This window comes from Rhizobium sp. CF142 (assembly GCF_000281145.1).
GTDB lineage: Bacteria > Pseudomonadota > Alphaproteobacteria > Rhizobiales > Rhizobiaceae > Rhizobium.
This window is the reverse complement of record NZ_AJWE01000092.1, coordinates 36,221-61,526: the sequence shown is the minus strand read 5'-3', so window position 1 is coordinate 61,526 and position 25,306 is coordinate 36,221. Positions and strand designations below refer to the sequence as shown.

General features: G+C 61.2%; 25 protein-coding genes and 1 pseudogene. 20 read left to right on the top strand and 6 right to left on the bottom strand.

The features are described 5' to 3' along the window. The 6 genes and pseudogenes from PMI11_RS19310 to PMI11_RS19285 form a co-directional block, all read left to right on the top strand. Window positions 1-599, top strand: a pseudogene (locus PMI11_RS19310) (peptidase C14); the annotation flags it as partial. 266 nt (window positions 600-865) lie between these two features. Further along, window positions 866-1,324: a 30S ribosomal protein S6 gene (gene rpsF, locus PMI11_RS19305; RefSeq protein ID WP_007820237.1), complete on the top strand. Its 459-nt coding sequence runs from the start codon at window positions 866-868 to the stop codon at window positions 1,322-1,324. 12 nt (window positions 1,325-1,336) lie between these two features. Next, window positions 1,337-1,585 carry a 30S ribosomal protein S18 gene (rpsR, locus tag PMI11_RS19300; RefSeq protein ID WP_007531286.1) on the top strand — a complete coding sequence of 83 codons (249 nt, stop codon included), beginning with the start codon at window positions 1,337-1,339 and terminating at the stop codon, window positions 1,583-1,585. Between the two features lie 146 nt (window positions 1,586-1,731). Further along, entirely contained in the window at window positions 1,732-2,712 is a 981-nt protein-coding gene (locus PMI11_RS19295; RefSeq protein WP_037071698.1) for a DUF2232 domain-containing protein, read from the top strand. Window positions 2,713-2,732: 20 nt separating this feature from the next. Next, window positions 2,733-3,311, top strand: a complete 579-nt coding sequence (gene rplI / locus PMI11_RS19290; RefSeq protein WP_007820235.1) for a 50S ribosomal protein L9 — start codon at window positions 2,733-2,735, stop codon at window positions 3,309-3,311. A 345-nt stretch (window positions 3,312-3,656) separates the two neighbouring features. Beyond that, window positions 3,657-5,153, top strand: coding sequence for a replicative DNA helicase (locus tag PMI11_RS19285; RefSeq protein WP_007820234.1), 1,497 nt, complete (start codon window positions 3,657-3,659; stop codon window positions 5,151-5,153). A gap of 25 nt (window positions 5,154-5,178) precedes the next feature. On the opposite strand, the gene PMI11_RS19280 is transcribed toward PMI11_RS19285, so the two are convergent. From PMI11_RS19280 to PMI11_RS19270, 3 genes are all read right to left on the bottom strand, one after another. Continuing rightward, window positions 5,179-5,481, bottom strand: coding sequence for an AzlD family protein (locus PMI11_RS19280; protein WP_007820233.1), 303 nt, complete (start codon window positions 5,479-5,481; stop codon window positions 5,179-5,181). After that, complete coding sequence (locus PMI11_RS19275; RefSeq protein ID WP_007820231.1) at window positions 5,478-6,182, bottom strand: AzlC family ABC transporter permease; 705 nt, start codon at window positions 6,180-6,182, stop codon at window positions 5,478-5,480. Before PMI11_RS19275 ends, PMI11_RS19280 begins: the two co-directional genes overlap by 4 nt. 232 nt (window positions 6,183-6,414) lie before the next feature. Next, on the bottom strand, window positions 6,415-7,236 hold the full coding sequence (locus PMI11_RS19270) for an AraC family transcriptional regulator (protein WP_007820224.1): 822 nt from the start codon (window positions 7,234-7,236) through the stop codon (window positions 6,415-6,417). A 189-nt stretch (window positions 7,237-7,425) separates the two neighbouring features. On the opposite strand from PMI11_RS19270, the gene alr reads away from it, so the two are divergent. Beyond that, window positions 7,426-8,592, top strand: a complete 1,167-nt coding sequence (gene alr / locus PMI11_RS19265; RefSeq protein ID WP_007820223.1) for an alanine racemase — start codon at window positions 7,426-7,428, stop codon at window positions 8,590-8,592. A gap of 3 nt (window positions 8,593-8,595) precedes the next feature. Here the strand turns inward: alr and PMI11_RS19260 are convergent, their stop codons facing one another. Continuing rightward, a complete protein-coding gene (locus tag PMI11_RS19260) occupies window positions 8,596-9,231 on the bottom strand; it encodes a LysE family translocator (protein WP_007820221.1) in 636 nt (211 codons plus the stop codon). A gap of 145 nt (window positions 9,232-9,376) precedes the next feature. On the opposite strand from PMI11_RS19260, the gene radA reads away from it, so the two are divergent. From radA to cimA, 11 genes are all read left to right on the top strand, one after another. Beyond that, the gene (radA, locus tag PMI11_RS19255) at window positions 9,377-10,777 is read left to right on the top strand and encodes a DNA repair protein RadA (protein WP_007820212.1); all 1,401 of its coding nucleotides are present in this window, start codon (window positions 9,377-9,379) and stop codon (window positions 10,775-10,777) included. Window positions 10,778-10,866: 89 nt separating this feature from the next. Further along, window positions 10,867-11,487, top strand: a complete 621-nt coding sequence (locus PMI11_RS19250; protein ID WP_007820211.1) for a CvpA family protein — start codon at window positions 10,867-10,869, stop codon at window positions 11,485-11,487. A 231-nt stretch (window positions 11,488-11,718) separates the two neighbouring features. Then, the gene (gene purF / locus PMI11_RS19245) at window positions 11,719-13,209 is read left to right on the top strand and encodes an amidophosphoribosyltransferase (RefSeq protein WP_007820210.1); all 1,491 of its coding nucleotides are present in this window, start codon (window positions 11,719-11,721) and stop codon (window positions 13,207-13,209) included. A 79-nt stretch (window positions 13,210-13,288) separates the two neighbouring features. Further along, a complete protein-coding gene (locus PMI11_RS19240; protein WP_007820209.1) occupies window positions 13,289-14,029 on the top strand; it encodes an SDR family NAD(P)-dependent oxidoreductase in 741 nt (246 codons plus the stop codon). Window positions 14,030-14,281: 252 nt separating this feature from the next. Beyond that, on the top strand, window positions 14,282-15,658 hold the full coding sequence (gene cysS / locus PMI11_RS19235) for a cysteine--tRNA ligase (protein ID WP_007820208.1): 1,377 nt from the start codon (window positions 14,282-14,284) through the stop codon (window positions 15,656-15,658). Between the two features lie 241 nt (window positions 15,659-15,899). Then, on the top strand, window positions 15,900-16,268 hold the full coding sequence (locus PMI11_RS19230) for an endonuclease domain-containing protein (protein ID WP_081493274.1): 369 nt from the start codon (window positions 15,900-15,902) through the stop codon (window positions 16,266-16,268). After that, window positions 16,265-16,744 carry a GFA family protein gene (locus tag PMI11_RS19225; protein WP_007820206.1) on the top strand — a complete coding sequence of 160 codons (480 nt, stop codon included), beginning with the start codon at window positions 16,265-16,267 and terminating at the stop codon, window positions 16,742-16,744. The genes PMI11_RS19230 and PMI11_RS19225 overlap by 4 nt, the downstream gene beginning before the upstream one ends. An 8-nt stretch (window positions 16,745-16,752) precedes the next feature. Beyond that, a complete protein-coding gene (locus PMI11_RS19220) occupies window positions 16,753-17,229 on the top strand; it encodes a GFA family protein (RefSeq protein WP_037071696.1) in 477 nt (158 codons plus the stop codon). Then, window positions 17,226-17,702 carry a GFA family protein gene (locus tag PMI11_RS19215; protein ID WP_007820203.1) on the top strand — a complete coding sequence of 159 codons (477 nt, stop codon included), beginning with the start codon at window positions 17,226-17,228 and terminating at the stop codon, window positions 17,700-17,702. Before PMI11_RS19220 ends, PMI11_RS19215 begins: the two co-directional genes overlap by 4 nt. Next, a complete protein-coding gene (gene pip / locus PMI11_RS19210; protein WP_007820202.1) occupies window positions 17,699-18,658 on the top strand; it encodes a prolyl aminopeptidase in 960 nt (319 codons plus the stop codon). The genes PMI11_RS19215 and pip overlap by 4 nt, the downstream gene beginning before the upstream one ends. 28 nt (window positions 18,659-18,686) lie before the next feature. Continuing rightward, window positions 18,687-20,303 carry a citramalate synthase gene (cimA, locus tag PMI11_RS19205; RefSeq protein WP_007820198.1) on the top strand — a complete coding sequence of 539 codons (1,617 nt, stop codon included), beginning with the start codon at window positions 18,687-18,689 and terminating at the stop codon, window positions 20,301-20,303. Between the two features lie 103 nt (window positions 20,304-20,406). On the opposite strand, the gene PMI11_RS19200 is transcribed toward cimA, so the two are convergent. After that, the gene (locus PMI11_RS19200) at window positions 20,407-21,267 is read right to left on the bottom strand and encodes a protein-L-isoaspartate O-methyltransferase family protein (RefSeq protein WP_007820196.1); all 861 of its coding nucleotides are present in this window, start codon (window positions 21,265-21,267) and stop codon (window positions 20,407-20,409) included. 113 nt (window positions 21,268-21,380) lie between these two features. Between PMI11_RS19200 and rarD the strand changes: the two genes are divergently transcribed. Beyond that, window positions 21,381-22,295, top strand: a complete 915-nt coding sequence (gene rarD / locus PMI11_RS19195) for an EamA family transporter RarD (protein ID WP_007820194.1) — start codon at window positions 21,381-21,383, stop codon at window positions 22,293-22,295. A 122-nt stretch (window positions 22,296-22,417) separates the two neighbouring features. On the opposite strand, the gene PMI11_RS19190 is transcribed toward rarD, so the two are convergent. Beyond that, window positions 22,418-23,041 carry an LOG family protein gene (locus PMI11_RS19190; protein WP_081493273.1) on the bottom strand — a complete coding sequence of 208 codons (624 nt, stop codon included), beginning with the start codon at window positions 23,039-23,041 and terminating at the stop codon, window positions 22,418-22,420. Window positions 23,042-23,197: 156 nt separating this feature from the next. Between PMI11_RS19190 and PMI11_RS19185 the strand changes: the two genes are divergently transcribed. Continuing rightward, window positions 23,198-25,243: a LysM peptidoglycan-binding domain-containing protein gene (locus PMI11_RS19185; RefSeq protein ID WP_007820191.1), complete on the top strand. Its 2,046-nt coding sequence runs from the start codon at window positions 23,198-23,200 to the stop codon at window positions 25,241-25,243. Window positions 25,244-25,306 lie beyond the last annotated feature (63 nt).

Below are 25,306 nucleotides of genomic sequence, written 5' to 3'. Positions count from 1 at the left end.
GCCACAACAAGATCGGCGACATGCGCAAAGCCGGGGAGAATACAACAGGCGCCCTCGAAGCCTATCAAGCTAGCCTTGACATCCGCAAAACACTCGCCGAACGCGATCCTTACAACGTCGAATGGCAACGTGACCTCTCCGTCAGCTATGAAAAGATCGGCGACATGCACCAAGCCGGAGGAGACACGGCAGGCGCCCTCGAAGCTCATAAGGCTGGCTTCGACATCGCTCAAACACTTACCACACGCGATCCTCGCAACGTCGAATGGCAGCGCGACCTCTCCGTCAGCCACAACAAGATCGGCGACATCCGCAAAGCTGAGCGGGATATGGCAGGCGCGCTCGAAGCGTATCTGTTGGGACTCGACATTCGCAAAACGCTTGCTGCACGCGATCCCAGCAGTGTTCAGCTGCAGCGCGATTTAATTGTAAGTCATATCAAGATAGCGGAAATCAACCCTCCCCAGGCGACCAAGCATTTTCAGACGGCTTTGGAAATTGCGAGAAGGCTCTACGAGACAAGCAGACTATCCCCAGTTGACCACTGGATAGTGGCAGACATTGAAACTCGCCTTGCCGCTGCGGCCAGTGAAGTCTAGTTGGTGAAGAACCCTTGCCTTTCGCGCAAAAATCCGTATAAGCGCGCCTGTTCGTTAACCCGGTCTTTTGGCTGGTGGCTGAACGGAGGGCCGGTTTGCTTCATGCGAGCCGTCCGGAACGGAAGCGTTCCAGCCTCCCGTGTCTCCGCTCTCGACCGTCTCGGAAACGCTTTTCTTGCTTGGCGCCAGGCGCCTCTCAGGAGCAGTCGTTGAGGCTTAGCCGCCGAATGCCGGGTTCTGATCAACGCAAGAAAGGCAAAGCTGTCATGGCTCTTTATGAACATGTATTCCTTGCCCGACAGGATATCACGTCGCAGCAGGTCGATGCCCTCGTAGAACAGTACAAGGGTGTTATCGAAGCTAACGGCGGTAAAGTCGGGCGTATCGAAAACTGGGGCCTCAAGTCCCTCACCTACCGCATCAAGAAGAACCGCAAGGCTCACTACGCCCTGATGGACATTGATGCACCAGCAGCTGCGATCCAGGAAATGGAACGCCAGATGCGCATCAGCGAAGACGTTCTTCGCTACATGACCATCGCTGTCGAAAAGCACGAAGACGGCCCGTCTGCCATGATGCAGAAGCGCGACCGCGACGACCGTGGCCCGCGTGAAGGCGGCGACCGTGGCCCGCGCCGCGAATTTGGCGATCGTCCGCCGCGCCGTGACGGCGACTTCCAGCGTGGCCCGCGTCCTGATCGCGCTCCCCGCGAAGACCGTGCATAAGGAGAAATAAGAATGTCTGAATCTTCCTCCGCTCCGGTCCGTCGTCCGTTCCATCGTCGTCGCAAGACCTGCCCGTTCTCCGGTGCAAACGCTCCGCGCATCGACTACAAGGACGTCCGTCTCCTGCAGCGCTACATTTCCGAACGCGGCAAGATCGTTCCGTCCCGCATCACGGCCGTTTCCCAGAAGAAGCAGCGCGAACTCGCCCAGGCGATCAAGCGCGCCCGCTTCCTCGGCCTGCTGCCGTACGTCGTCGCCTAATTGACTTTCGAAGCCCCGGTTCTTCGGATCCGGGGCTTCCTCCCTTCCGCGATGGGCGTGGATCGGAACCTTAAAACCCATGTTGAGGCATCTCCCGGATCGATTCAGGGAAATCCTCTAACTGCTTGATGAAGCAGGACAGCGAAGTGACGAAACTGAACCCGAAAACGCTTGCGATCGGCGCACTCGCCGGATTGACCGCCGCCTTGCTTGTGCTTGGCGCGAGCATGCAGCCGTCGTTCAGTGCCGTGCTTTACGCCGCTTCCGCACTTCCGATCCTGCTCGTCGGCCTCGGCTGGGGCAATCTCGCCGCCATTTCCGCTGTCGTCACCGCTGCCGTGCTCGGCGCGATTGCCATTTCGCCCTCCTTCGCGCTCGTCATGACGCTGGTGACACTGCTGCCGGCCGGCTGGCTGAGCCACCTTGCGAACCTTGCGCGCCCGGCCTCCGAACTCGGCGGCCCCGACAATCTGCTCGCCTGGTATCCGCTTTCCGATATCCTGCTGCATCTGTGCGGTCTCGTCACCTTCGCCGTCATCGTGACCGGCATCATGATCGGCTACGGGCCTGAGATCACCGACCAGATGGTCGATATGCTGATGGCCTCGCTGCAGGAGCAGCAGCCGACATTCGTTCCGGATCCGGTCGCGACCGCGCAGACGAAGTCGCTCGTCGTCCTGATGCTGCCGGCCCTGCAGGGCGGCATCTGGGTGGTAATGCTGTTTGCCGCCTACTACATCGCGACGCGCATCGTTGCCGCTTCCGGTAAAAGCCTGCGCCCGCGCGAGGATATCCCCTCGTCGCTGCGCATGAACCGCAATTCGATCTTCATCTTCCTCGCCGGTCTTGCCGCCACCTTCATGGGCGGCATTCCGGCGATGATCGGCGCCACGGTCGTCGGAGCCTTCGGCGCCGGCTTCCTGATGTCCGGCTTCGCCGCGCTGCATTTCCGCACGCGCGGCAAGGACTGGCGCTTGCCGGCCCTCATCCTCTGCTACCTGGCATCCACGATGATGCTGCCAGCCCTTTTCATCCTCGTGCTTGGTCTCGCCGATACCCGCAAGGCGATCGCCCTGACCCCGACCAAGGATGCTGATGCCCCCAAACAACCCGATAGCGAAATCTGAGAACAAGAAAGGAAAACACCATGGACGTCATCCTCCTCGAACGCATCTCCAAGCTCGGCCAGATGGGCGAAACCGTAAAGGTTCGCGACGGCTTCGCACGCAACTACCTCCTGCCGCTCGGCAAGGCACTGCGCGCCAACGCTGCCAACAAGGCCCGTTTCGAATCCGAGCGCGCAACGCTCGAAGCCCGTAATCTCGAGCGCAAGTCCGAAGCCCAGAAGGTCGCCGACGTTCTCGACGGCAAGTCCTTCATCGTCGTCCGCTCCGCCGGCGAAACCGGCCAGCTCTACGGCTCCGTCGCTGCCCGTGACGTCGTCGACATCCTGGCCGCCGAAGGCTTCAACATCGCCCGCAACCAGGTTCACCTCAACACGCCGATCAAGGCGATCGGCCTGCACAAGGTCGAGCTTCAGCTTCATGCCGAAGTTGAAATCAATGTTGAGCTGAACGTTGCCCGCTCCACCGAAGAAGCCGAGCGTCAGTCCAAGGGCGAAGAGCTCACCTCTGTTGATGCCATCTATGGCATTGACGAAGATGCGCTGCGTCCGGAAGACTTCTTCGATCCGGAAGCCGACGGCCTCGACGAAGACGAAGCATAATTTCTGTCTCCAGACAGGACGGAAAGCCCGGCTCGCGCCGGGCTTTTTTTGTTACTTAGATGTGGGTCATCAGAAGAATGCTGGGCTTTTTTGCTGCGCCCTCCAATCAGGGGCGCTAAATTAACGGGATGCTGGAATGACGAAGTGAGTCGCCGCGGGTGGCGTGTCCCGCAAGTGACAGTCAGGATATTTCTCCTCAGCGGCTCCGCCGACTGTGGAGAAGTCGAAGAACGTGCACAGCACTGCCGATTTAACGACCGCTTGAAAGCAGTTGCTGCGCGAGACTTGATTTTATGCGGCCCGCCCTGCAAATCCGAGTTTTGGAAAAAGACAGTACGGATGACGATGAACGAAGCTGCACGAAAGATTGCCGCCGTTGCTCCTGCAGAGCAGCACTATCGCGAAGCGCCGAACAACATCGAGGCCGAACAGGCGCTGCTCGGCGCCATCCTGATGAACAACGACGCCTATTACCGCGTCTCGGACTTCCTCAAGCCCACGCATCTTTACGAGCCGCTGCACCGGAAGATCTTCGAAGTCGCCGGCGACATCATCCGCATGGGCAAGATAGCCAACCCGGTCACCGTCAAGACCTTCCTGCCGGCTGACGAAAAGGTCGGCGACATCACCGTTTCTCAATATCTCGCCAGCCTCGTCACCGGCGCCGTGACGATCATCAATGCCGAGGACTATGGCAGGGCGATCTATGACCTGGCGATCCGCCGCGCGCTGATCACCATTGGCGAGGATGTCGTCAATATCGCTTATGACGCGCCGCTCGACATGCCGCCGCAAGCGCAGATCGAGGATACCGAACGCCGTCTTTTCGAGCTTGCCGAAAACGGCCGCTACGATGGCGGCTTCCAGGCCTTCAACGATGCCGTAGCGCTCGCCATCGACATGGCGGCCGTTGCCAAGGAACGCGACGGCGGCCTCTCCGGCATTTCCACCGGCATCCATTCGCTCGATTCGAAGATGGGCGGCTTGCAGCGGTCGGACTTGATCGTGCTCGCAGGACGTCCCGGTATGGGCAAGACCTCGCTTGCCACCAACATCGCCTATAACATTGCGGCCGCCTACGAAGGCGAAGTGCAGTCCGATGGCAGCATGAAGGCGAAGAACGGTGGCGTCGTCGGTTTCTACTCGCTCGAAATGTCGTCCGAACAGCTCGCCACGCGTATCATCTCCGAGCAGACGGAAGTCTCCTCCTCGAAGATCCGCCGCGGCGACATCAACGACGCCGATTTCGAAAAGCTCGTCGCCTGCTCGATGATGATGCAAAAGGTGCCGCTCTTCATCGACCAGACCGGTGGTATCTCGATCGCCCAGCTTTCGGCGCGGGCCCGCCGCCTCAAGCGCCAGCGCGGTCTCGACGTGCTCGTCGTCGACTACGTGCAGCTGATGACCGGCTCCGGTAAATCCAACGAAAACCGCGTTCAGGAAATCACTCAGATCACCACGGGCCTCAAGGCGCTCGGCAAGGAACTGAACGTGCCGATCATCGCGCTGTCCCAGCTCTCGCGTGCCGTCGAAAGCCGTGAAGACAAGCGCCCACAGCTTTCCGACCTTCGCGAATCCGGCTCGATCGAGCAGGACGCCGACGTCGTGCTCTTCGTGTTCCGCGAGGAATATTACGTCAAGAACATGGAACCGCGCGATATCCACGATCCGAAATATCCGGAATGGGAAGCGCTGTTCGACAAGGTGAAGGGCACGGCCGACGTCATCATCGCCAAGCAGCGTCACGGGCCGACCGGTACGGTGAAGCTTGCCTTCCAGTCGGAATTCACGCGCTTCGCGGATCTCGCCGATCCGTCCTTCACGCAGTATGAGGAGCATTGACGCGGGTTTTCCGCGTCAACTTCTCCTAGAGTCCTGCCGTCCGCAGTAAAGCCACTGTTGCAACGCCGACAACAACGCTTGCCAGCATCGGCAAACGGGTGGCGGCGATTGCGGTGACCACACATGCCAGCGTCTCCGCCCAGCCGGTCGCGAAGGCGGTCGGGGCAATGACAGCCATCAGCACGGCCGGTGGGATGGCTTCGATTGCCGTTCTCCTGTTCTCGTCAATTTCCACATAGCGGATCAGCACGAGGCCGCTGACACGGGTGAAGATCGTCGCGGCAGCCATGGCGAGAATGGCGAGCAGTGTACTGAGATCGAGCGTCATGCCGCCTGCTCCCGCATCCTGCCTCTCCAGAGAGCCATTGCCAGCCCTGCCAGCGCGCCGGCTGCGATGTACCAGACACCTGGCACAAATTGGTGGACCGCAACGGCCGCGATTCCGCTTGCGGCAAGCACCGCGCCGGTTTCCGGTCCCTTCCAGAAGCCTATCACCAGCACGATGAAGACGGCCGGAAAGGCGAAGTCGAGCCCGATGACGGCGGGATCGCCGAGAAAGGCGCCGAGCAGCGCACCTGCAAGCGATGAGCCGACCCAGGTGAGGTAGAAGGGCATGACGATGCCTCCATACCAGGCCGGGGTCAGACGCGTGCTGCCGGCGCGGAATTCCGCCATGGCCCAGAGCTCATCGGCCAGGAAGAGCATGGCGATATAACGCCTGATGCCGGAGAAGGACTGCATCTTCGTACCGATCGAAGCGCTCATCAGTACGTGGCGGATATTGACCAGCAAGGCCGCGAAACCGACACCAATCCAGCTTGCCGGATGTGTCCAGATATCCATCGCCACGAATTGCGAGCCGCCGGCAAAGACGAGCGCGCTCATCAACGTCGTTTCCAGGGCCGAGAGGCCCTTGGTGGCCGAGACTGCGCCGAAGACGAGGCCGATCGGCAGGACCGCGACGATCAATGGGAAAATGGCTCGCGTTCCGGCAAGAAATTCGCCGGCTGGCCGGCTTCGCTGCAACATTGGAAATCTCCGCATCAAGATGGCGGAGAGGTAGCCGAACGATGGAAGTCTGTATTGAACGAAAGTGATTTAGAGCCTTTCCTGGCCAGCTTGCAGCATTCTGTTGGCTCAAACGGAGTCGGATGGTCGACCGACCGGCGCGTGTCGTAGCCCAGATCTACGGCCAAGCCGGCCGGTCGATCAGGCGGCCCGTTTCAGCCAACAGAATGCTGCAAGCTGGCCAGGAAAGGCTCTAACCGACGCGGAACTGGCCGGGGGTGACGCCGGTGCGCGATTTGAAGTGGCGGGTGAAATGCGCCTGATCGGCAAAGCCGCATTCAACGGCGACATCGGCCGGCATGCGGCCCTCCCTCAGCAACCGACGGGCGACGAGCACGCGCCGATCGGTCAGGAAGGCATGCGGAGTGATATAATATTCCCTGCGGAAGGCACGGATCAGATGGGCGCGGCTTAGCCCTGCCACCTTGGCCAGTTCCTCGAGGCCGACATCGCTGTCGAAATTCTCGATGAGGTAATCGCGGGCGCGGGCGACAGCGCTGCGCTCCTTTGTGTCGATGGGCAGGACGATCGTGCTGCCATAGCGGGCGAAGATCGCAGCCAGCACCGAGAACATGCTTTCATCGGATTCCAGCGCGCCCGCTCCACTTTCAAGCGTGCGGTGGGCAGCGTGGAAAGCTTTGGCAAGTTGCGGATCGCGCGGCAGCGCTCCCGCAAAGGACGGTGTCGCGTTGAAGGCCTTGCCGGTGACATCCTCCAGTATGTCGATGAAGAGCTTCGTATCAGGGTAGATCATCCGATAGCGATACCCCTCGCCGCCGGGAGTGCCATCGTGCACGACACCCGGATCGATCAGATAGAGGTCGCCCGGACCGGTCTCTTCCCGCCTGCCGCGCAGCGTGGCGATCTGGCTGCCGCTTTCGATCGCGCCGATGCTGAAAGTGTCGTGGGCATGCGGGGCATATTCATGTGTCAGGAAGCTCGCACTCAGGCACTCCATGTCGCGGAAGCGGCCGTCCCGCCAGAAGCGGGCCGATTCCACCTTGGCGAGCGGCATGGCGTCTGCCGCCTCTTTCTGCGAAACGTTCTGCATCCCGCCAGATTAGCGCGCCGCCAACCGTCCGTCTTGAACAAAAGTGATCGCATGTGGGAAAGGCTGGTATGTCGCCCCCTGTGCTTTCTCTTTGCCACAATGCTCTTTAGAGTGTTTGCAGCGATTTTCCTTTCCCTTTCAGCGCGGCGATTCATGACAGATTTTTCCATTCCCTTCGAAGACGACGACCTTTTCGCTTCCGCCGGCTTGCGGCTGACCGTCGATCTGACGGCGCTGGCCGACAACTGGCGGGATATGGCGCGCCGCTCCGGAAAGGCGCGCGCGGCCGCTGTCGTCAAGGCGGATGCCTACGGGATGGGGATCGAGGATGCCGGCGAAGCGCTCTATCTTGCCGGGGCGCGGGATTTCTTCGTCGCGACCGTCGATGAAGGTGTCACCCTGCGCATGTTTGCGCCGGAGGCACGCATCTTCGTGCTGGCGGGCATCTGGCCCGGGACCGAGCGGCGCTTCTTCGAAAACGATCTTGTGCCGATCATCTCCTCGGAAGAGCAGCTTGCCTTCTGGATGGCGGTGCTTGCCGATTATGGCGACTATCCGTGTGCGCTGCATGTCGATACCGGCTTCAACAGGCTCGGCCTGACGGTGGACGAGGCGATTGCGCTCGCCAACGACGTGTCGCGGCCGGCGAGTTTCGCTCCCGTTCTCGTCATGAGCCATCTTGCCTGCGGCGACGATCATTCCTCTGACATGAACAAGCAGCAGCTTGAATCATTCCGCACGGTTAGCGCCGCCTATGAAGGTATCGATTCAAGCCTTGCGGCCTCCGGCGGTATCTTCCTGGGGGATAATTATCACTTCGATCTCACCCGGCCGGGCATCGCGCTCTATGGCGGACAGGCCGTCAATGGTATCGCAAACCCGATGCGTCCGGTGGCAACTGCCGAGGCGCGCGTCATCCAGATCCGCACGGTCAAGGCCGGCGAATCCGTCAGCTATGGACGGGCGCTGCAACTGACGCGCGATAGCCGGCTGGCGATCGTCTCGGCCGGTTATGCCGATGGCTATATGCGCAGCCAGTCGAGTGGCGGCGTGCCGCTGCGCGAGGTCGTGCCGCAGGGTGGACAGGGTTTCGTTGCCGGCCAGAAAGTGCCGGTTGCCGGTCGTATCACCATGGACCAGACGATCTTCGACGTGACCGATCTGCCGGAGGGCGCGGTGCGTGCCGGCGACTATATCGAACTCTTCGGCAAGAACGTCCTCGTCGACGATGCGGCGAAGGCGGCGGGTACGATCGGCTATGAGATGCTGACCAGCATCGGCCTGCGCCACGAGCGCAAGTACGAAATGGACGAGGAATAGTCTCTAGCGTGTCGTGAGAGCGAGGCGGACACCAAGCGCCACGAAGAGCGCGCCAAGGCCACGGTCGAGCCACAGGCCGATTTTCGTATTGTTCTTGAAGAGATCGGCAAGGCGGCCTCCGGCCAGGATCAGCGGCGGTTCGATGAAGACTGCGACGACGATGATCAGGCCGCCGTGAACGGCAAGCTGCAGCCATGCAGGACCTGCGCCCTCGACGACGAATTGCGGCAGGAAGGCGAGGAAGAAGATCGCTACCTTCGGATTGAGCAGCGAGACCAATACGCCCTGTCGATAGATCCGCCGCCAGCCGAGCGTTTCGCCTGTCGCGCGCACGAAGCCGCCCTCGCCTTTCGAGCGCAGCGCCTGGATGCCGAGCCAGACGAGATAGATCGCACCCACCCATTTGACGGTGGAGAAGGCGATTGCCGAGGCGGCAAGGATCGCCGACAGGCCGAAGGCGGCGAGAAGCACATGGATGCAGGCGCCGGTCCAGATGCCGAAGACGGCCGAGAAGCCGGCCCGCGTACCGCTCTTCATCGTGTGGCCGAGGATGAAGGCCATGTCAGGACCGGGCGAGATGTTCAAAAGAACTGCCGCGGTAAAGAAACCGATCCAGTGAGCGAGCGAATAATCGAGCATGATGCACCTCGTGACAGGCTGGCAATGCTGCCACCTCGGTCGCTGATGGGAAAATCATTAGTTTTGATCGGTGCTGGAAGCCATTATCTAGGGCAAAAGTCCGATTCGGGCGCTTGCCGCGCCCCTTACCCGAAAGCAGTCATTGATGGCCAAGGCCAGAACACAATTCATCTGCCAGAGCTGTGGCGCGGTGCATAATCGCTGGGCCGGCAAATGCGAAAATTGCGGCGAGTGGAACACCATCGTCGAGGAAGATCCGATGGGCGGCATCGGCGGGGGGCCTGCCAAGACGCCGAAGAAGGGCCGACCAGTTGCCCTGACGGCGCTCTCCGGCGAGATCGAGGAAGCGCCGCGCATCCATACCGGCATTTCCGAACTCGACCGCGTGACCGGTGGTGGCTTCGTGCGCGGCTCGGCCGTGCTCGTTGGCGGCGATCCCGGCATCGGCAAGTCGACCCTGCTGATGCAGGGGGCAGCGGCGCTTTCGCGGCGCGGGCACCGGATCATCTATGTGTCGGGCGAAGAGGCTGTGGCGCAGGTGCGGTTGCGCGCGCAGCGGCTCCATGCCGCCGATACGGATGTGCTGCTGGCGGCGGAAACCAATGTCGAGGACATTCTTGCGACGCTCGCTGAAGGAAAACGCCCCGATCTCGTCATCATCGATTCCATCCAGACACTCTGGAGCGAGCTTGCCGAATCCGCACCGGGTACGGTGACGCAGGTGCGCACCGGCGTGCAGTCGATGATCCGCTTCGCCAAACAGACGGGTGCAGCCATGGTGCTCGTCGGCCATGTGACCAAGGATGGCCAAATCGCCGGCCCGCGCGTGGTCGAGCATATGGTCGATGCCGTGCTTTATTTCGAAGGCGACCGCGGACATCACTATCGCATCCTGCGCACGGTCAAGAACCGCTTCGGGCCGACCGATGAAATCGGCGTCTTCGAAATGTCGGACAAAGGTCTTCGCGAAGTCGCCAACCCCTCGGAACTCTTCCTTGGTGAGCGCAACGAGAAATCGCCGGGTGCAGCGGTCTTTGCCGGCATGGAAGGTACGCGGCCCGTGCTCGTCGAAGTGCAGGCGCTGGTGGCGCCGACATCGCTTGGTACGCCACGGCGCGCCGTCGTCGGCTGGGACTCGGCCCGCCTGTCGATGATCCTTGCGGTTCTGGAGGCCCATTGCGGCGTGCGGCTCGGCCAGCATGACGTCTATCTCAACATTGCCGGCGGCTTTCGCATCTCCGAACCGGCGGCCGATCTGGCCGTCGCATCGGCCCTGGTTTCCTCGCTTGCCGGTATTGCCCTTCCGGCCGATTGCGTCTATTTCGGCGAAGTCAGCCTGTCGGGCGCTGTCCGGCCTGTTGCGCAAACCGCCCAGCGCCTTAAAGAAGCCGAAAAGCTGGGGTTTTCGGCGGCTCTGCTACCGTCCGGTTCCGTCGACCTGCCGAAGGGTAACGGCCGCTGGAGCGAGATCGAGAGCCTGCCGGATCTGGTCGCGCGCATTGCCGGCTCAAAAGGGGCGTTGCAGCGTGTGGAAGAAGACGTTTGATCCTTCATCACCAATAGCGGGGATGCTATAGGATCTGCCAAACAAGGCGCGACGCGGCCCGCAAGGCGGCAGTCTGGAGTGGAATTTATATGCCCATTACGATTTTCGACGGTATTGTCATCGGCGTCGTGCTCTTCTCCGCCGTTCTGGCAATGGTCCGCGGCTTTTCGCGCGAAGTCCTTTCGATCGCGAGCTGGGGCGGCTCAGCTGCCGCTGCCTACTACCTCTACCCCTATCTCGTGCCTTATGCGAAGCGATACACGGATGATGACCGCATCGCGATCGTTGGTTCGGCCGCCGTCGTCTTCCTCATCGCGCTGATCGTCATCTCCTTTATCACCATGAAGGTCGCCGATTTCATCATCGACAGCCGCATCGGCGCACTCGACCGCACTTTGGGCTTCCTCTTCGGTGCTGCGCGCGGCATACTTCTGCTCGTCGTCGCCGTTGCCTTCTGGAACTGGCTGGTCGATGCCGATCATCGCCCGTCCTGGGTCAACAATGCCAAATCGAAGCCGTTCCTGGATTCTCTCGTCGTTCGCCTGCAGGCTGTCCTGCCGGATGAATTCGCGCAGATGATCCAGAAGAGCATCACCGAGAAGCTTGGTGGCGCGCGCACGACGGAAGAAAATGCGCCGGCCAACGATCAGGCTCCGGCAGAAGACGCAGCACCCGCGCCTAACAATGGCGCACAGCAGCCATCGAATTGACGCAGTGTTCACTAGCTTGACCCGCGGCCTGGCAATTGCCATTTGAGCGGGACGTAAGATCAAAGGTCCGGCCGGGCATTTCGCTCTGCCGGGCCTCAGCCGTTTCAGAGCCGGTGAACGGGCTTTGAGGCAGGTGTTATTCAGCATGAACTTATCGGAAAGCAGCATTTTTTCCGGTATCATGCTACTGGAAAAGCCGATCCATTCTTGTGAGAGCAGAGGCCCGCAGAAATGAACCAGTCCCATTCCTTCCCGATTGACGATCCGCTCGACGGAGATACGCTGCATGAGGAATGCGGCGTTTTCGGAATTCTGGGACATCCCGATGCGGCAGCGCTGACGGCGCTTGGCTTGCATGCGCTTCAGCATCGCGGGCAGGAAGCGGCCGGTATCGTCTCCTTCGACGGCAAGCGCTTCCATCAGGAACGCCATATGGGCCTGGTCGGCGACCATTATACCAACCCGATGACGCTCGCCCGCCTGCCCGGCAGCATGTCGATCGGTCATACGCGCTATTCGACAACAGGCGAAGTGGCGATGCGCAACGTGCAGCCGCTCTTTGCCGAGTTGGAAGAAGGCGGTATCGCCATTGCCCATAACGGCAATTTCACCAACGGCCTGACGCTGCGCCGCCAGATCATCGCAACCGGCGCGATCTGTCAGTCGACATCCGATACCGAAGTCGTCCTCCATCTCATCGCCCGCTCCCGCCACACCTCTACAACCGATCGCTTCATCGATGCCATCCGCCAGATGGAAGGCGGCTATTCGATGCTCGCCATGACGCGCACGAAGCTGATTGCCGCGCGCGACCCCACCGGCATCCGCCCGCTGGTCATGGGCGAACTCGATGGCAAACCGATCTTCTGCTCGGAAACCTGCGCTCTCGACATTATCGGCGCCAAGTTCATCCGCGACGTGGAGAATGGCGAAGTCGTAATCTGCGAAATCCAGCCCGACGGTTCGATCAGCATCGATGCGCGCAAGCCCAGCAAGCCGCAGCCGGAACGCCTCTGCCTGTTCGAATATGTCTATTTCGCCCGTCCGGATTCGATCGTCGGCGGCCGCAACGTCTATACGACGCGCAAGAACATGGGCATGAACCTCGCCAAGGAATCGCCTGTCGATGCCGACGTGATTGTCCCTGTTCCCGATGGCGGCACGCCTGCGGCGCTCGGCTATGCGCAGGCAAGCGGCATTCCCTTCGAATATGGCATCATCCGCAACCACTATGTCGGCCGTACCTTCATCGAACCGACGCAGCAGATCCGCGCCTTTGGCGTCAAGCTGAAGCATTCTGCCAACCGGGCGATGATCGAGGGCAAGCGCGTGGTGCTTGTCGATGATTCCATCGTGCGCGGCACGACCTCGCTGAAGATCGTACAGATGATCCGTGAAGCCGGCGCCAAGGAAGTGCATATCCGCGTCGCCAGCCCGATGATCTTCTTCCCGGATTTCTACGGCATCGATACGCCTGATGCCGACAAGCTCTTGGCAAACCAGTATGCCGATGTCGAAGCCATGGCCAAGTATATCGGCGCGGATTCGCTGGCCTTCCTGTCGATCAACGGCCTCTATCGCGCCGTCGGCGGCGAAGACCGCAACAATGCTCGCCCGCAGTTCACCGACCACTACTTCACCGGTGACTATCCGACCCGTCTGCTCGACAAGAACGGCGAGTCGATGGGCAACAAGATTTCCATGCTTGCCAGCAACGGCTGAGCCGCTTCCGCTTTGACTTTCCTGTCCGGGGCGCCTATTGCGCCCCTTACCTTTTCAAGCACATCCGGGACCGGGGCAGATGAACATCAATCTTGAAGGCAGGATCGCACTGGTAACAGGCGCATCGCGCGGCATCGGATATTTCACCGCTCTCGAACTCGCCAAGGCCGGCGCGCATGTGATTGCCTGCGCCCGCACCGTTGGTGGCCTGGAAGATCTCGACGATGCCATCAAGGCCGCGGGCGGCTCCGCGACGCTGGTTCCCTTCGATCTCGCCGACATGGAAGCGATCGATCGGCTCGGCGGCTCGATCTTCGAGCGCTGGGGCAAGCTCGATATTCTCGTCGCCAATGCTGGCGTGCTCGGCGTCATCTCGCCGATCGGCCATATCGAGGCGAAGGTCTTCGAGAAGGTGATGAACATCAACGTGAATGCCACCTGGCGTCTCATCCGCTCGGTCGATCCGCTGCTGACCCGCTCGGATGCCGGCCGCGCCGTCATCATGTCCTCGGGCGCCGCCCACAAATGCCGGCCCTTCTGGAGCGCCTATTCGGCCTCCAAGGCGGCTGTCGAGGCGCTTGCCCGCACCTGGGCAGGCGAGACGCAATCGACGCCGCTGCGCATCACCAGCGTCGATCCTGGCGCCACGCGCACCGCCATGCGCGCGCAGGCCGTTCCTGGCGAAGACCCGATGAGCCTGCCGCATCCTTCCGAAGTGGCGAAAGCGATCCTTCCCCTGCTCGGTCCCGGTGTGACCGAGACCGGCAAGCTGTTCATCGTGCGCGAGAACAACCTGGTGGATTACCAACTGCCGGGATAGGCAGCCCCCACGACACGACGCTTCCGCCTCAAAGACGGGAACGTGGGAAATGGCTCAGCAACTCCCTTGACCAAACTCCGATCCCGCGCCATAAAACGCGTCATGAAAACGGTTACCTGCATTATTTGCCGGAAGATTATTCGCTAGCCCAAAGCTGGCCTGGCCGTTTTCGTCTCCCAAATGTCCAAGATGCGAAACGCCCCGGCCTGCCGGTGGTGGTATTTTTCTGCATATGCATTTTAGGAGAGTGAAATGGGCGGCACGCCGGAACTGAAGCTGTACAATACGCTGACGCGGGAGAAATCGGTCTTCAAGCCGATCGATGCCGAAAACGTCCGCATGTATGTGTGCGGTCCGACGGTCTATGATTACGCCCATATCGGCAATGCGCGACCGGTCATCGTCTTCGACGTGCTGTTCCGCCTGTTGCGCCATGTCTATGGCGAAAGCCACGTCACTTATGCCCGCAACATCACTGATGTCGATGACAAGATCAACGCACGGGCGCTGCGCGACTATCCGGGCCTGTCGCTGAATGCGGCGATCCGGGCGGTCACGGAAAAGACCGAGAAGCAGTTTCTTGACGATGCCCTGGCACTTGGCTCGCTCGAGCCGACGGTCCAGCCGCGCGCCACCGACAATATCGCTGAGATGATCGAGATCATCGAACGACTGATTGCCCGCGGCCACGCCTATCAGGCATCAGGCGAGGTACTGTTCGACACCAAGTCGATGGCCGATTACGGCCAGCTTTCGAAGCGCAATCTCGATGAGCAGCAGGCGGGCGCCCGCGTCGCCGTCGACGCGCACAAGAAGAGCCCCGGCGACTTCGTGCTCTGGAAACTCTCCGACGACAACGAGCCCGGCTGGGAAAGTCCGTGGGGCCGCGGTCGTCCCGGCTGGCATATCGAGTGCTCGGCCATGAGCGGGCGCTATCTCGGCGACGTCTTCGATATTCATGGCGGCGGGCTGGACCTGATCTTCCCGCATCATGAAAACGAGATCGCGCAGTCGCGTTGCGCCCACGGGACAACCGTGATGGCGAATGTCTGGATGCATAACGGCTTCCTGCAGGTCGAAGGCCGCAAGATGTCGAAGTCAGAAGGCAATTTCGTCACCATCTACGAGCTGCTGCACACGGAGACATTCGCCGGCCGCCAGTGGCCGGGCGAAGTGCTGCGTCTTGCGATGCTGATGACGCATTACCGCGAGCCAATCGACTTCTCGGTCAAGCGGCTGGAGGAAGCCGAGCGCCTGCTTGCCAAATGGCCGGCGGCCGAACCCGGGGATGCCAAGCCGGATGAGACCGTCTTGAATGCGCTCGCCGACGATCTCAATACGGTCGCGGCAGTACAGGCGCTGCATGCGCTCGCCCAATCTGGAGACCCTGCCGTCTTCGCCGCAAGTGCGGCCCTGCTCGGCGTGCTTCCGAAGAAGACCGAGATCGACGAGGCGGTGGCCGCGGAAATCGATACACGGGTCAAGGCGCGGCTGGAGCTCTTGAAGGCGAAGAACTTCGCGGAGGCCGACAAGATCCGCGATACGCTTGCAGCCGAGGGCATCCAGCTCAAGGACGGCAAGGATGCGGAAACGGGTGAACGCGTGACGACGTGGGAGGTAAAGCGGTAGGATGGGTTGGGCGGCGACACATACCCCCCTCTGCCCTGCCGGGCATCTCCCCCACAAGGGGGGAGATTGGCTGGGGGCGCCCGCTCGCCCTGATCAAAGATCACAAATGGCCGAAGCCACTTGGCACACGATCAAAATTTGGCGAGGCCGGCGCGTCTTGTCGATCTCCCCCCTTGTGGGGGAGATGCCCGGCAGGGCAGAGGGGGGTGTAGCCCCGACGTTTCAGAGCGGGAAGCAGGACATGTCGCATGCACGAGTTCCGCCACAACGGCGGGCGAACGCCCGACGCATGCGCAAGGCTATGACCGATGCTGAACTGAAGCTCTGGAACGAGCTTCGCGCCCACCGTCTGATGGGGCTTGGTTTTCGCCGGCAGATGCCGATTGCCGGCTACATCGTCGATTTCGCGTGTCCCACCCATCGCCTGATTGTCGAGATAGATGGTTCGCAGCACGGACTTACGCAGAACATCTCCTACGACGATACGCGGACCCGACGCCTCCAGTCCGACGGCTGGACTGTCCAACGTTTCTGGAATGACGATATTCTCAAGGATATCGATAACGTGTGCAGCCACATCATCCGCTCTATCGGAAAGGATCTGCCATGACCGACACCTACACCGGCGGATGCCAATGCGGAGCCGTTCGGTTCCGGGCGCGGGGGACGCCGCAGGATTCCTCGATCTGTCATTGCCGCATGTGCCAGAAGGCGTTCGGCGCCTACTACGCGCCGCTGGTTTCCGTGCGCGGAATGGAATTCGAATGGACCAGGGGGCAGCGCAAGACCTTCCGCTCCTCGAATTTCGTCAGCCGCGGCTTCTGCGGCGATTGCGGCACGCCTCTGACATATGAAGCTCCGGACGGGATGGCGGTTGCCGCCGGCGCGTTCGACGATCCGTCGCTGCTGCCGCCGACCATTCAGTGGGGCGTGGAAGGCAAGATCAGCTTCGTCGACCATCTGCACAAACTGCCGGGAGAACGGACCGAGGCGGATCTCGCCGCGGGCTCCTTCCTCCACGAGATCGTCTCTTATCAGCATCCAGACCATGATACGCCGGTCTGGCCGTCGGAGGATCACGCTTGACGACAAAGATGGGACTGACCGGCGGATGCCAGTGCGGCGCGGTTCGTTACCGGGTGAGTGGCGAACTCAACTATCCGCATATCTGCCACTGCCGCATGTGCCAGAAGGCCGCCGGCAATTATTTCCTGCCGCTTGCAGGGGTGATGCGGGTCGATTTCGAGCTGACGCGCGGCGAGCCGAAATGGTTCCATTCCTCCGGTCTCGTGCGGCGCGGCTTTTGCGGCGACTGCGGCACGCCGCTTTTCTACGATATTCCCGATGCTGACTCCATCAACATCGCGCTCGGCTCGCTGGATGATCCGCAAGCTGTAAAGCCCGTCATGCAATCCAATCTCGACAGCAAAATGGTCTGGTTTCATGCGATCGACGGCTTGCCAGTCGAACCGGAACCGGAAACAACCGATCGCGAGGACAGGATCGCGGCGAGCAATCACCAGCATCCCGACCACGATACATCCCACTGGCCACCCGGAGCTCATCCATGACCGAGACGACAAGAACAGGCGGCTGCCAATGCGGCGCCGTGCGCTTCCGCATCACAGGCAAGCTCGGGCGCCCGTCCATCTGCCATTGCCGCATGTGCCAGAAGCAGTTCGGCGGCTTCTTTTCTGCGCTGGTGACGACGCCGGAAGAAGGCATGGAGTGGACGCGCGGCGAACCCACCTATTTCCAGTCTTCGGTCAATATCGAGCGCGGCTTCTGCCGGGATTGCGGTACGCCGATGACCTATCGTCATCCGGGCGGGCTGGAGCTTGCGATCGGTACCTTCGACGACCGGAGCGACCTCGCGCCGCAGATCCAGGTCAATTATGACGCCCGCCTGCCTTGGGTCGAGACGATCTTCGACGCGCCTGTTCATAAGGATCCGGATTTCTATTCCCGGCAGGAGGCGATCATCTCCTTCCAGCATCCCGATCATGACACCGCCGTCTGGCCCGCAAAAGGCGTGAAGATATGACCGAGGTGCTGCGCACGCTTTATCCTGAGATCGAACCCTATACTTCCGGCCATCTCGATGTCGGCGATGGCCACGTGATCTATTGGGAACGCTGTGGCATGCCGGGCGCCAAGCCGGCGGTCTTCCTGCATGGCGGTCCGGGTGGCGGCATTTCGCCCGCGCATCGCCGCCTGTTCGATCCGAAACTTTATGACGTGCTGCTGTTCGACCAGCGCGGCTGTGGCAAGTCGACCCCGCATGCGAGCCTCGAAGCCAATACGACCTGGCACCTCGTTGCCGATATCGAGCGGCTGCGCGAGATGGCCGGCGTCGACAAATGGCAGGTCTTCGGCGGTTCCTGGGGTTCGACGCTGGCGCTTGCCTATGCCGAGAAACATCCGGAACGCGTTTCCGAACTCGTCGTGCGCGGCATCTATACGCTGACGCGGGCCGAACTCGACTGGTACTATCAGTTCGGCGTCTCCGAGATGTTTCCGGACAAGTGGGAGCGCTTTGTCGCACCCATCCCGCCGGAGGAACGCCATGAGATGATGCTCGCCTATAACCGGCGCCTCACCGGTCCGGACCGGGCCGTCGCGCTGAAGGCGGCCCAGGCCTGGAGCATCTGGGAAGGCGAGACGATCACCCTGCTTCCGGAGAAATCGACCAGCGGCAAGTTCGAGGAAGCCGAGTTTGCCTATGCCTTTGCGCGCATCGAGAACCACTTCTTCGTCCATGCCGGATGGATGGATGAAGGCCAATTGCTGCGCGATGCCTATAAGCTGAAGGATATCCCTGGCGTCATCGTGCACGGGCGTTATGACATGCCCTGCCCGGCCAAATATGCCTGGCTGCTGCACAAGGCATGGCCAAAGGCCGAATTCCACCTGATCGAGGGCGCGGGCCATGCCTTTTCAGAGCCCGGCATTCTCGACCAGCTGATCCGGGCGACGGACCGGTTCGCAGGAAAACAATAAAGGCCGCAAGCGGCGACAGGAAACACCCATGACACGCGAAAGAATCTACCTCTTCGATACGACGCTCCGGGACGGGCAGCAGACGCCCGGCATCGACTTTTCCGTCGAGGACAAGATTGCGATTGCAAGCATGCTGGACGAGTTCGGGCTCGACTATGTCGAGGGCGGTTATCCCGGCGCGAACCCGACCGATACCGCCTTCTTCGCCGAGAAGCGCACGAACCAGGCCTCCTTCGTGGCCTTCGGCATGACGAAACGTCCCGGTGTTTCCGCCTCCAACGATCCAGGTATTGCCGGCCTGCTGCAGGCGCGCAGCGACGCCATCTGTTTCGTAGCCAAGAGCTGGGATTACCACGTGCAAGTGGCGCTTGGCTGCACCAACGAGGAAAATCTCGAATGCATCGCCGAAAGCGTCAAAGCCGCCGTTGCCGCCGGCAAGGAAGCGCTGGTCGACTGCGAGCATTTCTTCGATGGCTACAAGGCCAATCCGGAATATGCCCTCGCCTGCGCCAGGACGGCCTATGAGAACGGCGCGCGCTGGGTGGTGCTCTGCGACACCAATGGCGGCACGCAGCCGCCGGAAGTGCGCGCCATCGTCGAGGCCGTGATTGCCTTCGGCGTGCCGGGGCACTGTCTCGGCATCCATGCGCATAACGATACCGGCCAGGCGGTCGCCAATTCGCTCGCCGCCGTCGAGGCGGGCGTGCGCCAGATCCAGGGCACGCTGAACGGTGTCGGCGAACGTTGCGGCAATGCCAATCTGGTGACGCTGATCCCGACGCTGGCGCTGAAGAGCGCCTACAACACGCGTTTCGAAACGGCGATCGATGCTGACAGGCTGACCAATCTCACCCGCCTGTCGCATGCCTTCGACGAACTGCTGAACCGCTCGCCGGATCATCAGATGCCCTATGTCGGCGCCTCTGCCTTCGCCACCAAGGCCGGCATCCACGCCTCGGCCCTTTTGAAGGACCCGCGCACTTACGAGCATGTGCCGCCGGAAAGTGTGGGCAATTTCCGCAAGGTCATGGTCTCGGATCAGGGCGGCAAGGCGAATTTCATCAACGCGCTGAGGCGGCGCGGCATCGATGTCGCCAAGGACGATCCGAAGCTCGATCTCCTGATTTCCATCGTCAAGGAGCGCGAGGCATCCGGCTATGCCTATGAAGGTGCGGATGCGAGCTTCGAGCTTCTGGCGCGGCGTACCATGGGCACCATTCCGGATTTCTTCACCATCGACGGCTTCCGGGTGATGATCGAACGGCGCTTCGATTCCCACGGCCGCATCAAGATCGTCTCCGAAGCCGTCGTGAAGATCGCCATCGACGGCCAGACGCTGATGTCGGTTGCGGAAGCGGAAGGCCCGGTCAATGCGCTCGACCTCGCGCTGCGCAAGGATTTCGGCAAATATCAGCATGAGATCGACGATCTCGTGCTCGCCGATTTCAAGGTGCGTATCCTCAATGGCGGCACCGAGGCCATCACCCGCGTTCTGATCGAATCCACCGATTCCAGCGGCGTGCGCTGGTGGACGGTCGGCGTGTCCGAAAATATCATCGACGCCTCGTTCCAGGCGCTGATGGATTCGGTCATCTACAAGCTGATGAAGAACCGGCAGCTCGCCGGCAAGATCGCCGCAGAGTGAGCTAAAGCAATTCCAGCAAAAGTGTGCAGCGGTTTTGCGTCCGGAATTGCGTGAAAATAAAGAAATAGAGCATTTCCGTGTTTCGAAGAAAAACGGAAATGCTCTATAGGAGGCCCCAGTCCTCCTCCGAATACCATTCGTCCTCCTGCTTCGGCTCTTTCCAGCGCAGCCGCGTGACCCTTCCCATGCCGCCCTGCCGAAAAGCGGAGTCCAGCACCCTGTAGGTCTCTATCGTGCCGCTCGCGCCATGGCCCCAGACGAAGACGGTGGGGCTCAAATAACGGGCGCGATAGTGCCCGGGCGTGCGCTGGATCAGGAAGAAGCCGCCGCGCGCGCTGCGTGGCCGCAAATTGTCGTTGCCATCCCGCGAGGGAGCGCAGAGCGGAAAGATCAGCCTGCCGCCGATGGCGAGATTGTCGACCCAGGTTTCGGCCGGCCTGTGGACCCCGAAATTGACATAGATCGCGTCGGCCGGCGACTGCGGCCATTCCAGGCCGTTGCCGCAGACAACCTCGACATTGCCATAGGGAGCCAGGTTGGCGACGGCGCGGGCGGCAAGATCCCAGTCATATTCGATCGCCGCGACATGGCCGCCGCTGCCCACCAGATGCGACAGCATGGCGGTGTAATAACCGCCGCCGGCGCCGATGTGGCAAGCTGTCTCGCCGGATTGAGGTGCCAGCCAGTGGAGGCCGAGCGCATGAAGCGAGGGGCTGCCGTTGTTGACCTGCCTTCCCTCCTGCAGCGCAATCAGAACATCCTGATAGAGGATGACAGGATCGGTCGACGGCATATCCTGATAACCGGCCCCGTTTGCCATGCGCCACGGCGGCGGGTCCAGGAAATCCTCCCGCGGCACTGTGGCAAAGGCCTGTCGCAGCCGCTCGTCGCCCACGATGCCCATCTTCGCCAGCATTTGAGTGGCATAGGCTTGCCGGCAAATCGCCAGTTCCGTTTCGTCCATGCTTGCCTCCCGCGTTGCCAGGCGCATGCGGATCCATTCACTGAAATGAATTGGCCTATTCACGCCGCTTAAGCTAATCCGGATCAGAAACAGAACAAAGATGGAAACACCCGATGTCTGCCGATGCAAGCGCCCCCCTCATCAAGAACGAAGACAGTCCACGCGGCTTTGCCTTCGCGCTGACGGCTTATCTTCTGTGGGGCTTCCTGCCGATCTATATGAAGGCTCTGGCCCATATTTCGCCTGCCGAAGTCATCGCCCACCGTATCATCTGGTCGCTTCCGCTCGCCGGCATTGTGCTTCTGGTGCTGGGGCGCACGCAGGATATCGCTATTGCGCTGCGTTCACCGCGCATGCTCGCCATGGCAATGATGACCGCGGCGCTGATAACCGTGAACTGGGGCACCTATGTCTGGGCGATCGGCGCCGGCCATTCGCTCGATGCCGCCATGGGCTATTTCATCAATCCGCTCTTCAGCATCTTCCTCGGCGCCGTGCTGCTCAAGGAAAAGCTGCAGCCGATGCAGATCGCGGCGATCTGCCTTGCCGGCCTTGCGGTCGTCGTGCTCGCCTTTGATAGCGGAGGCATTCCCTGGGTGGCGCTGACGCTAGCGATCAGCTGGGGCTTCTATGCGCTGTTTCGTAAGACGCTGCCGCTCGGGCCGAACCAGGGCTTCTTCCTGGAAGTGCTGATCCTCAGCCTGCCAGCACTGCTCTACATCCTCTACCTGGAATTCGTCAGCGGCGAAGGGCATCTGTACCGCACGAGCCTCAGCGATACCGCCCTGCTGCTTGGTTGCGGGCTCATCACCGCCGTACCGCTAATGATCTATGCCAACGGCGCCAAGCTGCTGAAGCTCTCGACCATCGGCATCATGCAGTATATCGCGCCGACCATGATCTTCCTGATTGCCGTTTTCGGTTTCGGAGAAGAGCTGGATACGGCGCGCATGATCGCCTTCCCGCTGATCTGGGCCGGCCTGTTCTTCTACAGCTGGTCTATGTTGAGGACGACGCGCGGACGTTAGACCTGCGCCTGTCTGCATGTAATTCCAGCAAAACCGCTGCGCACTTTTGCTGGAATTGCCCTTCTCCACGCAATTCCGAACGCAAAACCGCTGCGCACTTTTGCTGGAATTGCTTCGGCGACTTACATTTTCGAGATCACGTCATCCTCGCCGTCACGGTCGGCGGCAAGCTCTGCCGCCTGCGCCATGATGGCCGGAATGATGCCCGATATCTCGTCGATGACCAGCGGCTGCACGCGATGGGCAGTGTGCAGGAAGCCCTCGCCCGTCATGTGGCGCAGAAGCTCCATCATCGGATCCCAGAAGCCGTTGATATTGGCGAAGACCATCGGCTTTTCGTGACGGCCGAGCTGCGCCCAGGTCATGATCTCGACGATCTCTTCCAGCGTGCCGATACCACCCGGCAACGCCACGAAGGCATCCGAGCGCTCGAACATCGTGTGTTTGCGCGCATGCATGTCAGGGGTTACAATAAGCTCGTTGAGTTGGCCGAGCGAATGGCGAGTCGCCTCCATATCGATCAGGAACTCGGGAATGATGCCCGTCACCTGACCGCCGTTGGATAGGGTCCCGCTGGCCACAGCACCCATAATGCCCTTAGTGCCACCGCCGTAGATGAGGCGAAGGCCATATTCCGCGATCTCTTTTCCGAGCGCGCGGCCGGCAGCCATATGGGAAGGATCGCGTCCCGGCCGAGAGCCGCAGTAAACGCAAATGGATCGAATCGGTACAGATTGTTCGGTCATAAGGGAAAAACAACTATTCCATTTCAATGCAGTCAAGAAAATTGACTGAAAAGCGGCTTCCGGAGCTTGCCTATTTGCTTTGAATGCTTGTGCAAAGCAACGGGAATCGCTAGCAATTTCTGAATACTACGGCAATTTGCCGCCTTTGGAGACGCAATGATGAAAAACCGTGCCGGCTTGCTGGCCCTCGCAGTGCTCGTAATCGCAATCATACTGATGGTGTTTTTCGTCATGCCCCGGCTCGGCTCTGATGTGGCGAAGGTTGGTGACGCTATCAACCAGGCCGGCACCGAGGTCAACAACACGGTTAACGAAGCGTCTAAGACTTCCCGCTCCGCTGCCGCGGATGCCACTGAGGCCGCCCAGAAGATCGGCAGCCTCACTGCCGATGCCGTGCGGTCTCTCTCCGGCCTGAAGGCGCTGTTTGCGGACGGCAAGGTGCCCGCCGCCGACGCGCTTGCAAGTGCCAAGACTGCTGCGGTGAATACGCTGACCACGATCGTCGATTTCGCTGCCCCGGAAGGTCTCGACACCACCACCGCAAGCCTCGTCTCCAAGGCCAAGGACGGTGCGGGCAAAGCGCGCGATATCATCCAGAATCTCCCTGAAAATGCGGTCGACGCATTGGCCGCCCTCGCACGGGCCGAAGCCGCGCTGACCGGTGCGCCGGAGCCCGCCGGCCAGCCGGCCGCAGCCAATGACCAGACTGCTCCCGCAGCCGATACCGCTGCCAGCACCGGCTCGAAGATCCCTGCTTTCGACGTGCTGCGTGTCGAGCCGGATGGTTCGACCGTCATTGCCGGCTCGGCCGAGCCGCATGGCAAGCTGGAAGTGCTCGACGGCGACAAGGTGGTCGTGACGACCGATGTCGACGGCACCGGCGATTTTGCTGTCGTTCTCGACAATCCGCTTCCAGCCGGCGACCATCAGCTCGTGCTGAAGGTAACCGGCAAGGATGGCAAGACCACGCTGTCTGAAGAAGTTGCAACCGTTTCCGTGCCGAAGGACGGCAGCGGCAGCGAGTTGCTCGCCATGGTTTCCAAGCCGGGCACGGCAAGCCGCATCATCACTGCACCGAAGGCCGAGGTGGCAAACGCCCAGCCGCCGGCTGCTGACAGCTCGCAGCCTGCCCCCAATAATGGTGCTCCGAGCGATCAGGTCGCGATGCAGACGCCGAATATGCCCGTGACATCAGGTGATGCGGGCAAGTCGGCACCTCCTGTTCCCGGCACTCAGCAGGGCACCGAGGCTGTTGCCGATGTGGTGATCACCGCCGTGGAGATCGAAGGCAACAAGATCTTCGTGGCCGGCACGGCGCGCGCCAATGCCAAGGTTATCGGTTACGCTGATGATGCGCTGATCGGCCAGGATACGGCGGAGCCGGATGGTCACTTCGTTATCAGCGGCGCGATGGACCTACCGGTCGGCGATCACAAGATCCGTGTCGATGTCGTCGATGGGACGGGCAAGGTCCTCATCCGCGCGACCGTCAATTTCAACCGTCCGGAAGGCGATCAGGTAACGGTTGCCGCGCAGTCCGGCAACAATGCCAATGTCAATCAGGCGACGGTGCCGCTCGACGAGGGCCATCTCGGCAAGCTCAAGGGCGATGCGACGAAAGCCTTCGGCCTGCTGAAGGGCCTGTTCGCCGAAGGCAAGGTGCCGGGTGCCGAGCAGCTTGCGGCAGCCCGCTCGGCCACCGAGTTCGCGCTGCGCTCGCTCGTCGACTTCCGTCCGGGCATCGATGCGACCGACGCCTTCAAGCAGGCATCGGCTTCCGCCTCACAGGTTGCGGCGAATGCGCTGACAGTGCTGCAGAGCCTGCCGAAGGATGCCAAGTCGGTCGGCGCGGCACTCGACAAGCTCGGCGCGATCATCGCTGAACTGACGGTTCCGGGTGCCAATGTCGCGCCGATGCCCTCGAACCAAGTATCGGACGCTAGCCAGCCAAAGACGATCGAGCAGGCGCCGCTGACAGCAAACAACAACGCCGTCATCATTCGCCGTGGCGATACGCTTTGGCAGATCTCCCGGCGTACCTACGGCCTCGGTGTGCGCTATACGACGATCTACATCGCCAACGAGGACAAGATCCTCAACCCGGACCGCATCCGTCCGGGCCAGGTCTTCGGCCTGCCGAAGGATGCGCTTCCGAATGCCGAGGAGCTGCACCGCAAGCGGCTCTCGGGCGGGCATCTCTAAATCAAAAAACGGCGGCCCATCGGCCGCCGTTTTCGTTAGGACCGGCGCGCAACACCTCGCCTA

Bases quoted from the DNA above. Each gene is read 5' to 3' on its own strand.
- rpsF (WP_007820237.1), top strand. From the start codon at position 866: ATGGCTCTTTATGAACATGTATTCCTTGCCCGACAGGATATCACGTCG.
- rpsR (WP_007531286.1), top strand. From the start codon at position 1,337: ATGTCTGAATCTTCCTCCGCTCCGGTCCGTCGTCCGTTCCATCGTCGT.
- PMI11_RS19185 (WP_007820191.1), top strand. From the start codon at position 23,198: ATGATGAAAAACCGTGCCGGCTTGCTGGCCCTCGCAGTGCTCGTAATC.
- PMI11_RS19285 (WP_007820234.1), top strand. From the start codon at position 3,657: ATGAACGAAGCTGCACGAAAGATTGCCGCCGTTGCTCCTGCAGAGCAG.
- PMI11_RS19270 (WP_007820224.1), bottom strand. From the start codon at position 7,236: ATGCCGCTCGCCAAGGTGGAATCGGCCCGCTTCTGGCGGGACGGCCGC.
- cysS (WP_007820208.1), top strand. From the start codon at position 14,282: ATGGGCGGCACGCCGGAACTGAAGCTGTACAATACGCTGACGCGGGAG.
- PMI11_RS19190 (WP_081493273.1), bottom strand. From the start codon at position 23,041: ATGACCGAACAATCTGTACCGATTCGATCCATTTGCGTTTACTGCGGC.
- radA (WP_007820212.1), top strand. From the start codon at position 9,377: ATGGCCAAGGCCAGAACACAATTCATCTGCCAGAGCTGTGGCGCGGTG.
- PMI11_RS19250 (WP_007820211.1), top strand. From the start codon at position 10,867: ATGCCCATTACGATTTTCGACGGTATTGTCATCGGCGTCGTGCTCTTC.
- PMI11_RS19275 (WP_007820231.1), bottom strand. From the start codon at position 6,182: ATGTTGCAGCGAAGCCGGCCAGCCGGCGAATTTCTTGCCGGAACGCGA.
- cimA (WP_007820198.1), top strand. From the start codon at position 18,687: ATGACACGCGAAAGAATCTACCTCTTCGATACGACGCTCCGGGACGGG.
- purF (WP_007820210.1), top strand. From the start codon at position 11,719: ATGAACCAGTCCCATTCCTTCCCGATTGACGATCCGCTCGACGGAGAT.
- rarD (WP_007820194.1), top strand. From the start codon at position 21,381: ATGTCTGCCGATGCAAGCGCCCCCCTCATCAAGAACGAAGACAGTCCA.
- rplI (WP_007820235.1), top strand. From the start codon at position 2,733: ATGGACGTCATCCTCCTCGAACGCATCTCCAAGCTCGGCCAGATGGGC.
- alr (WP_007820223.1), top strand. From the start codon at position 7,426: ATGACAGATTTTTCCATTCCCTTCGAAGACGACGACCTTTTCGCTTCC.
- PMI11_RS19225 (WP_007820206.1), top strand. From the start codon at position 16,265: ATGACCGACACCTACACCGGCGGATGCCAATGCGGAGCCGTTCGGTTC.
- PMI11_RS19230 (WP_081493274.1), top strand. From the start codon at position 15,900: ATGTCGCATGCACGAGTTCCGCCACAACGGCGGGCGAACGCCCGACGC.
- PMI11_RS19280 (WP_007820233.1), bottom strand. From the start codon at position 5,481: ATGACGCTCGATCTCAGTACACTGCTCGCCATTCTCGCCATGGCTGCC.
- PMI11_RS19260 (WP_007820221.1), bottom strand. From the start codon at position 9,231: ATGCTCGATTATTCGCTCGCTCACTGGATCGGTTTCTTTACCGCGGCA.
- PMI11_RS19200 (WP_007820196.1), bottom strand. From the start codon at position 21,267: ATGGACGAAACGGAACTGGCGATTTGCCGGCAAGCCTATGCCACTCAA.
- pip (WP_007820202.1), top strand. From the start codon at position 17,699: ATGACCGAGGTGCTGCGCACGCTTTATCCTGAGATCGAACCCTATACT.
- PMI11_RS19240 (WP_007820209.1), top strand. From the start codon at position 13,289: ATGAACATCAATCTTGAAGGCAGGATCGCACTGGTAACAGGCGCATCG.
- PMI11_RS19220 (WP_037071696.1), top strand. From the start codon at position 16,753: ATGGGACTGACCGGCGGATGCCAGTGCGGCGCGGTTCGTTACCGGGTG.
- PMI11_RS19215 (WP_007820203.1), top strand. From the start codon at position 17,226: ATGACCGAGACGACAAGAACAGGCGGCTGCCAATGCGGCGCCGTGCGC.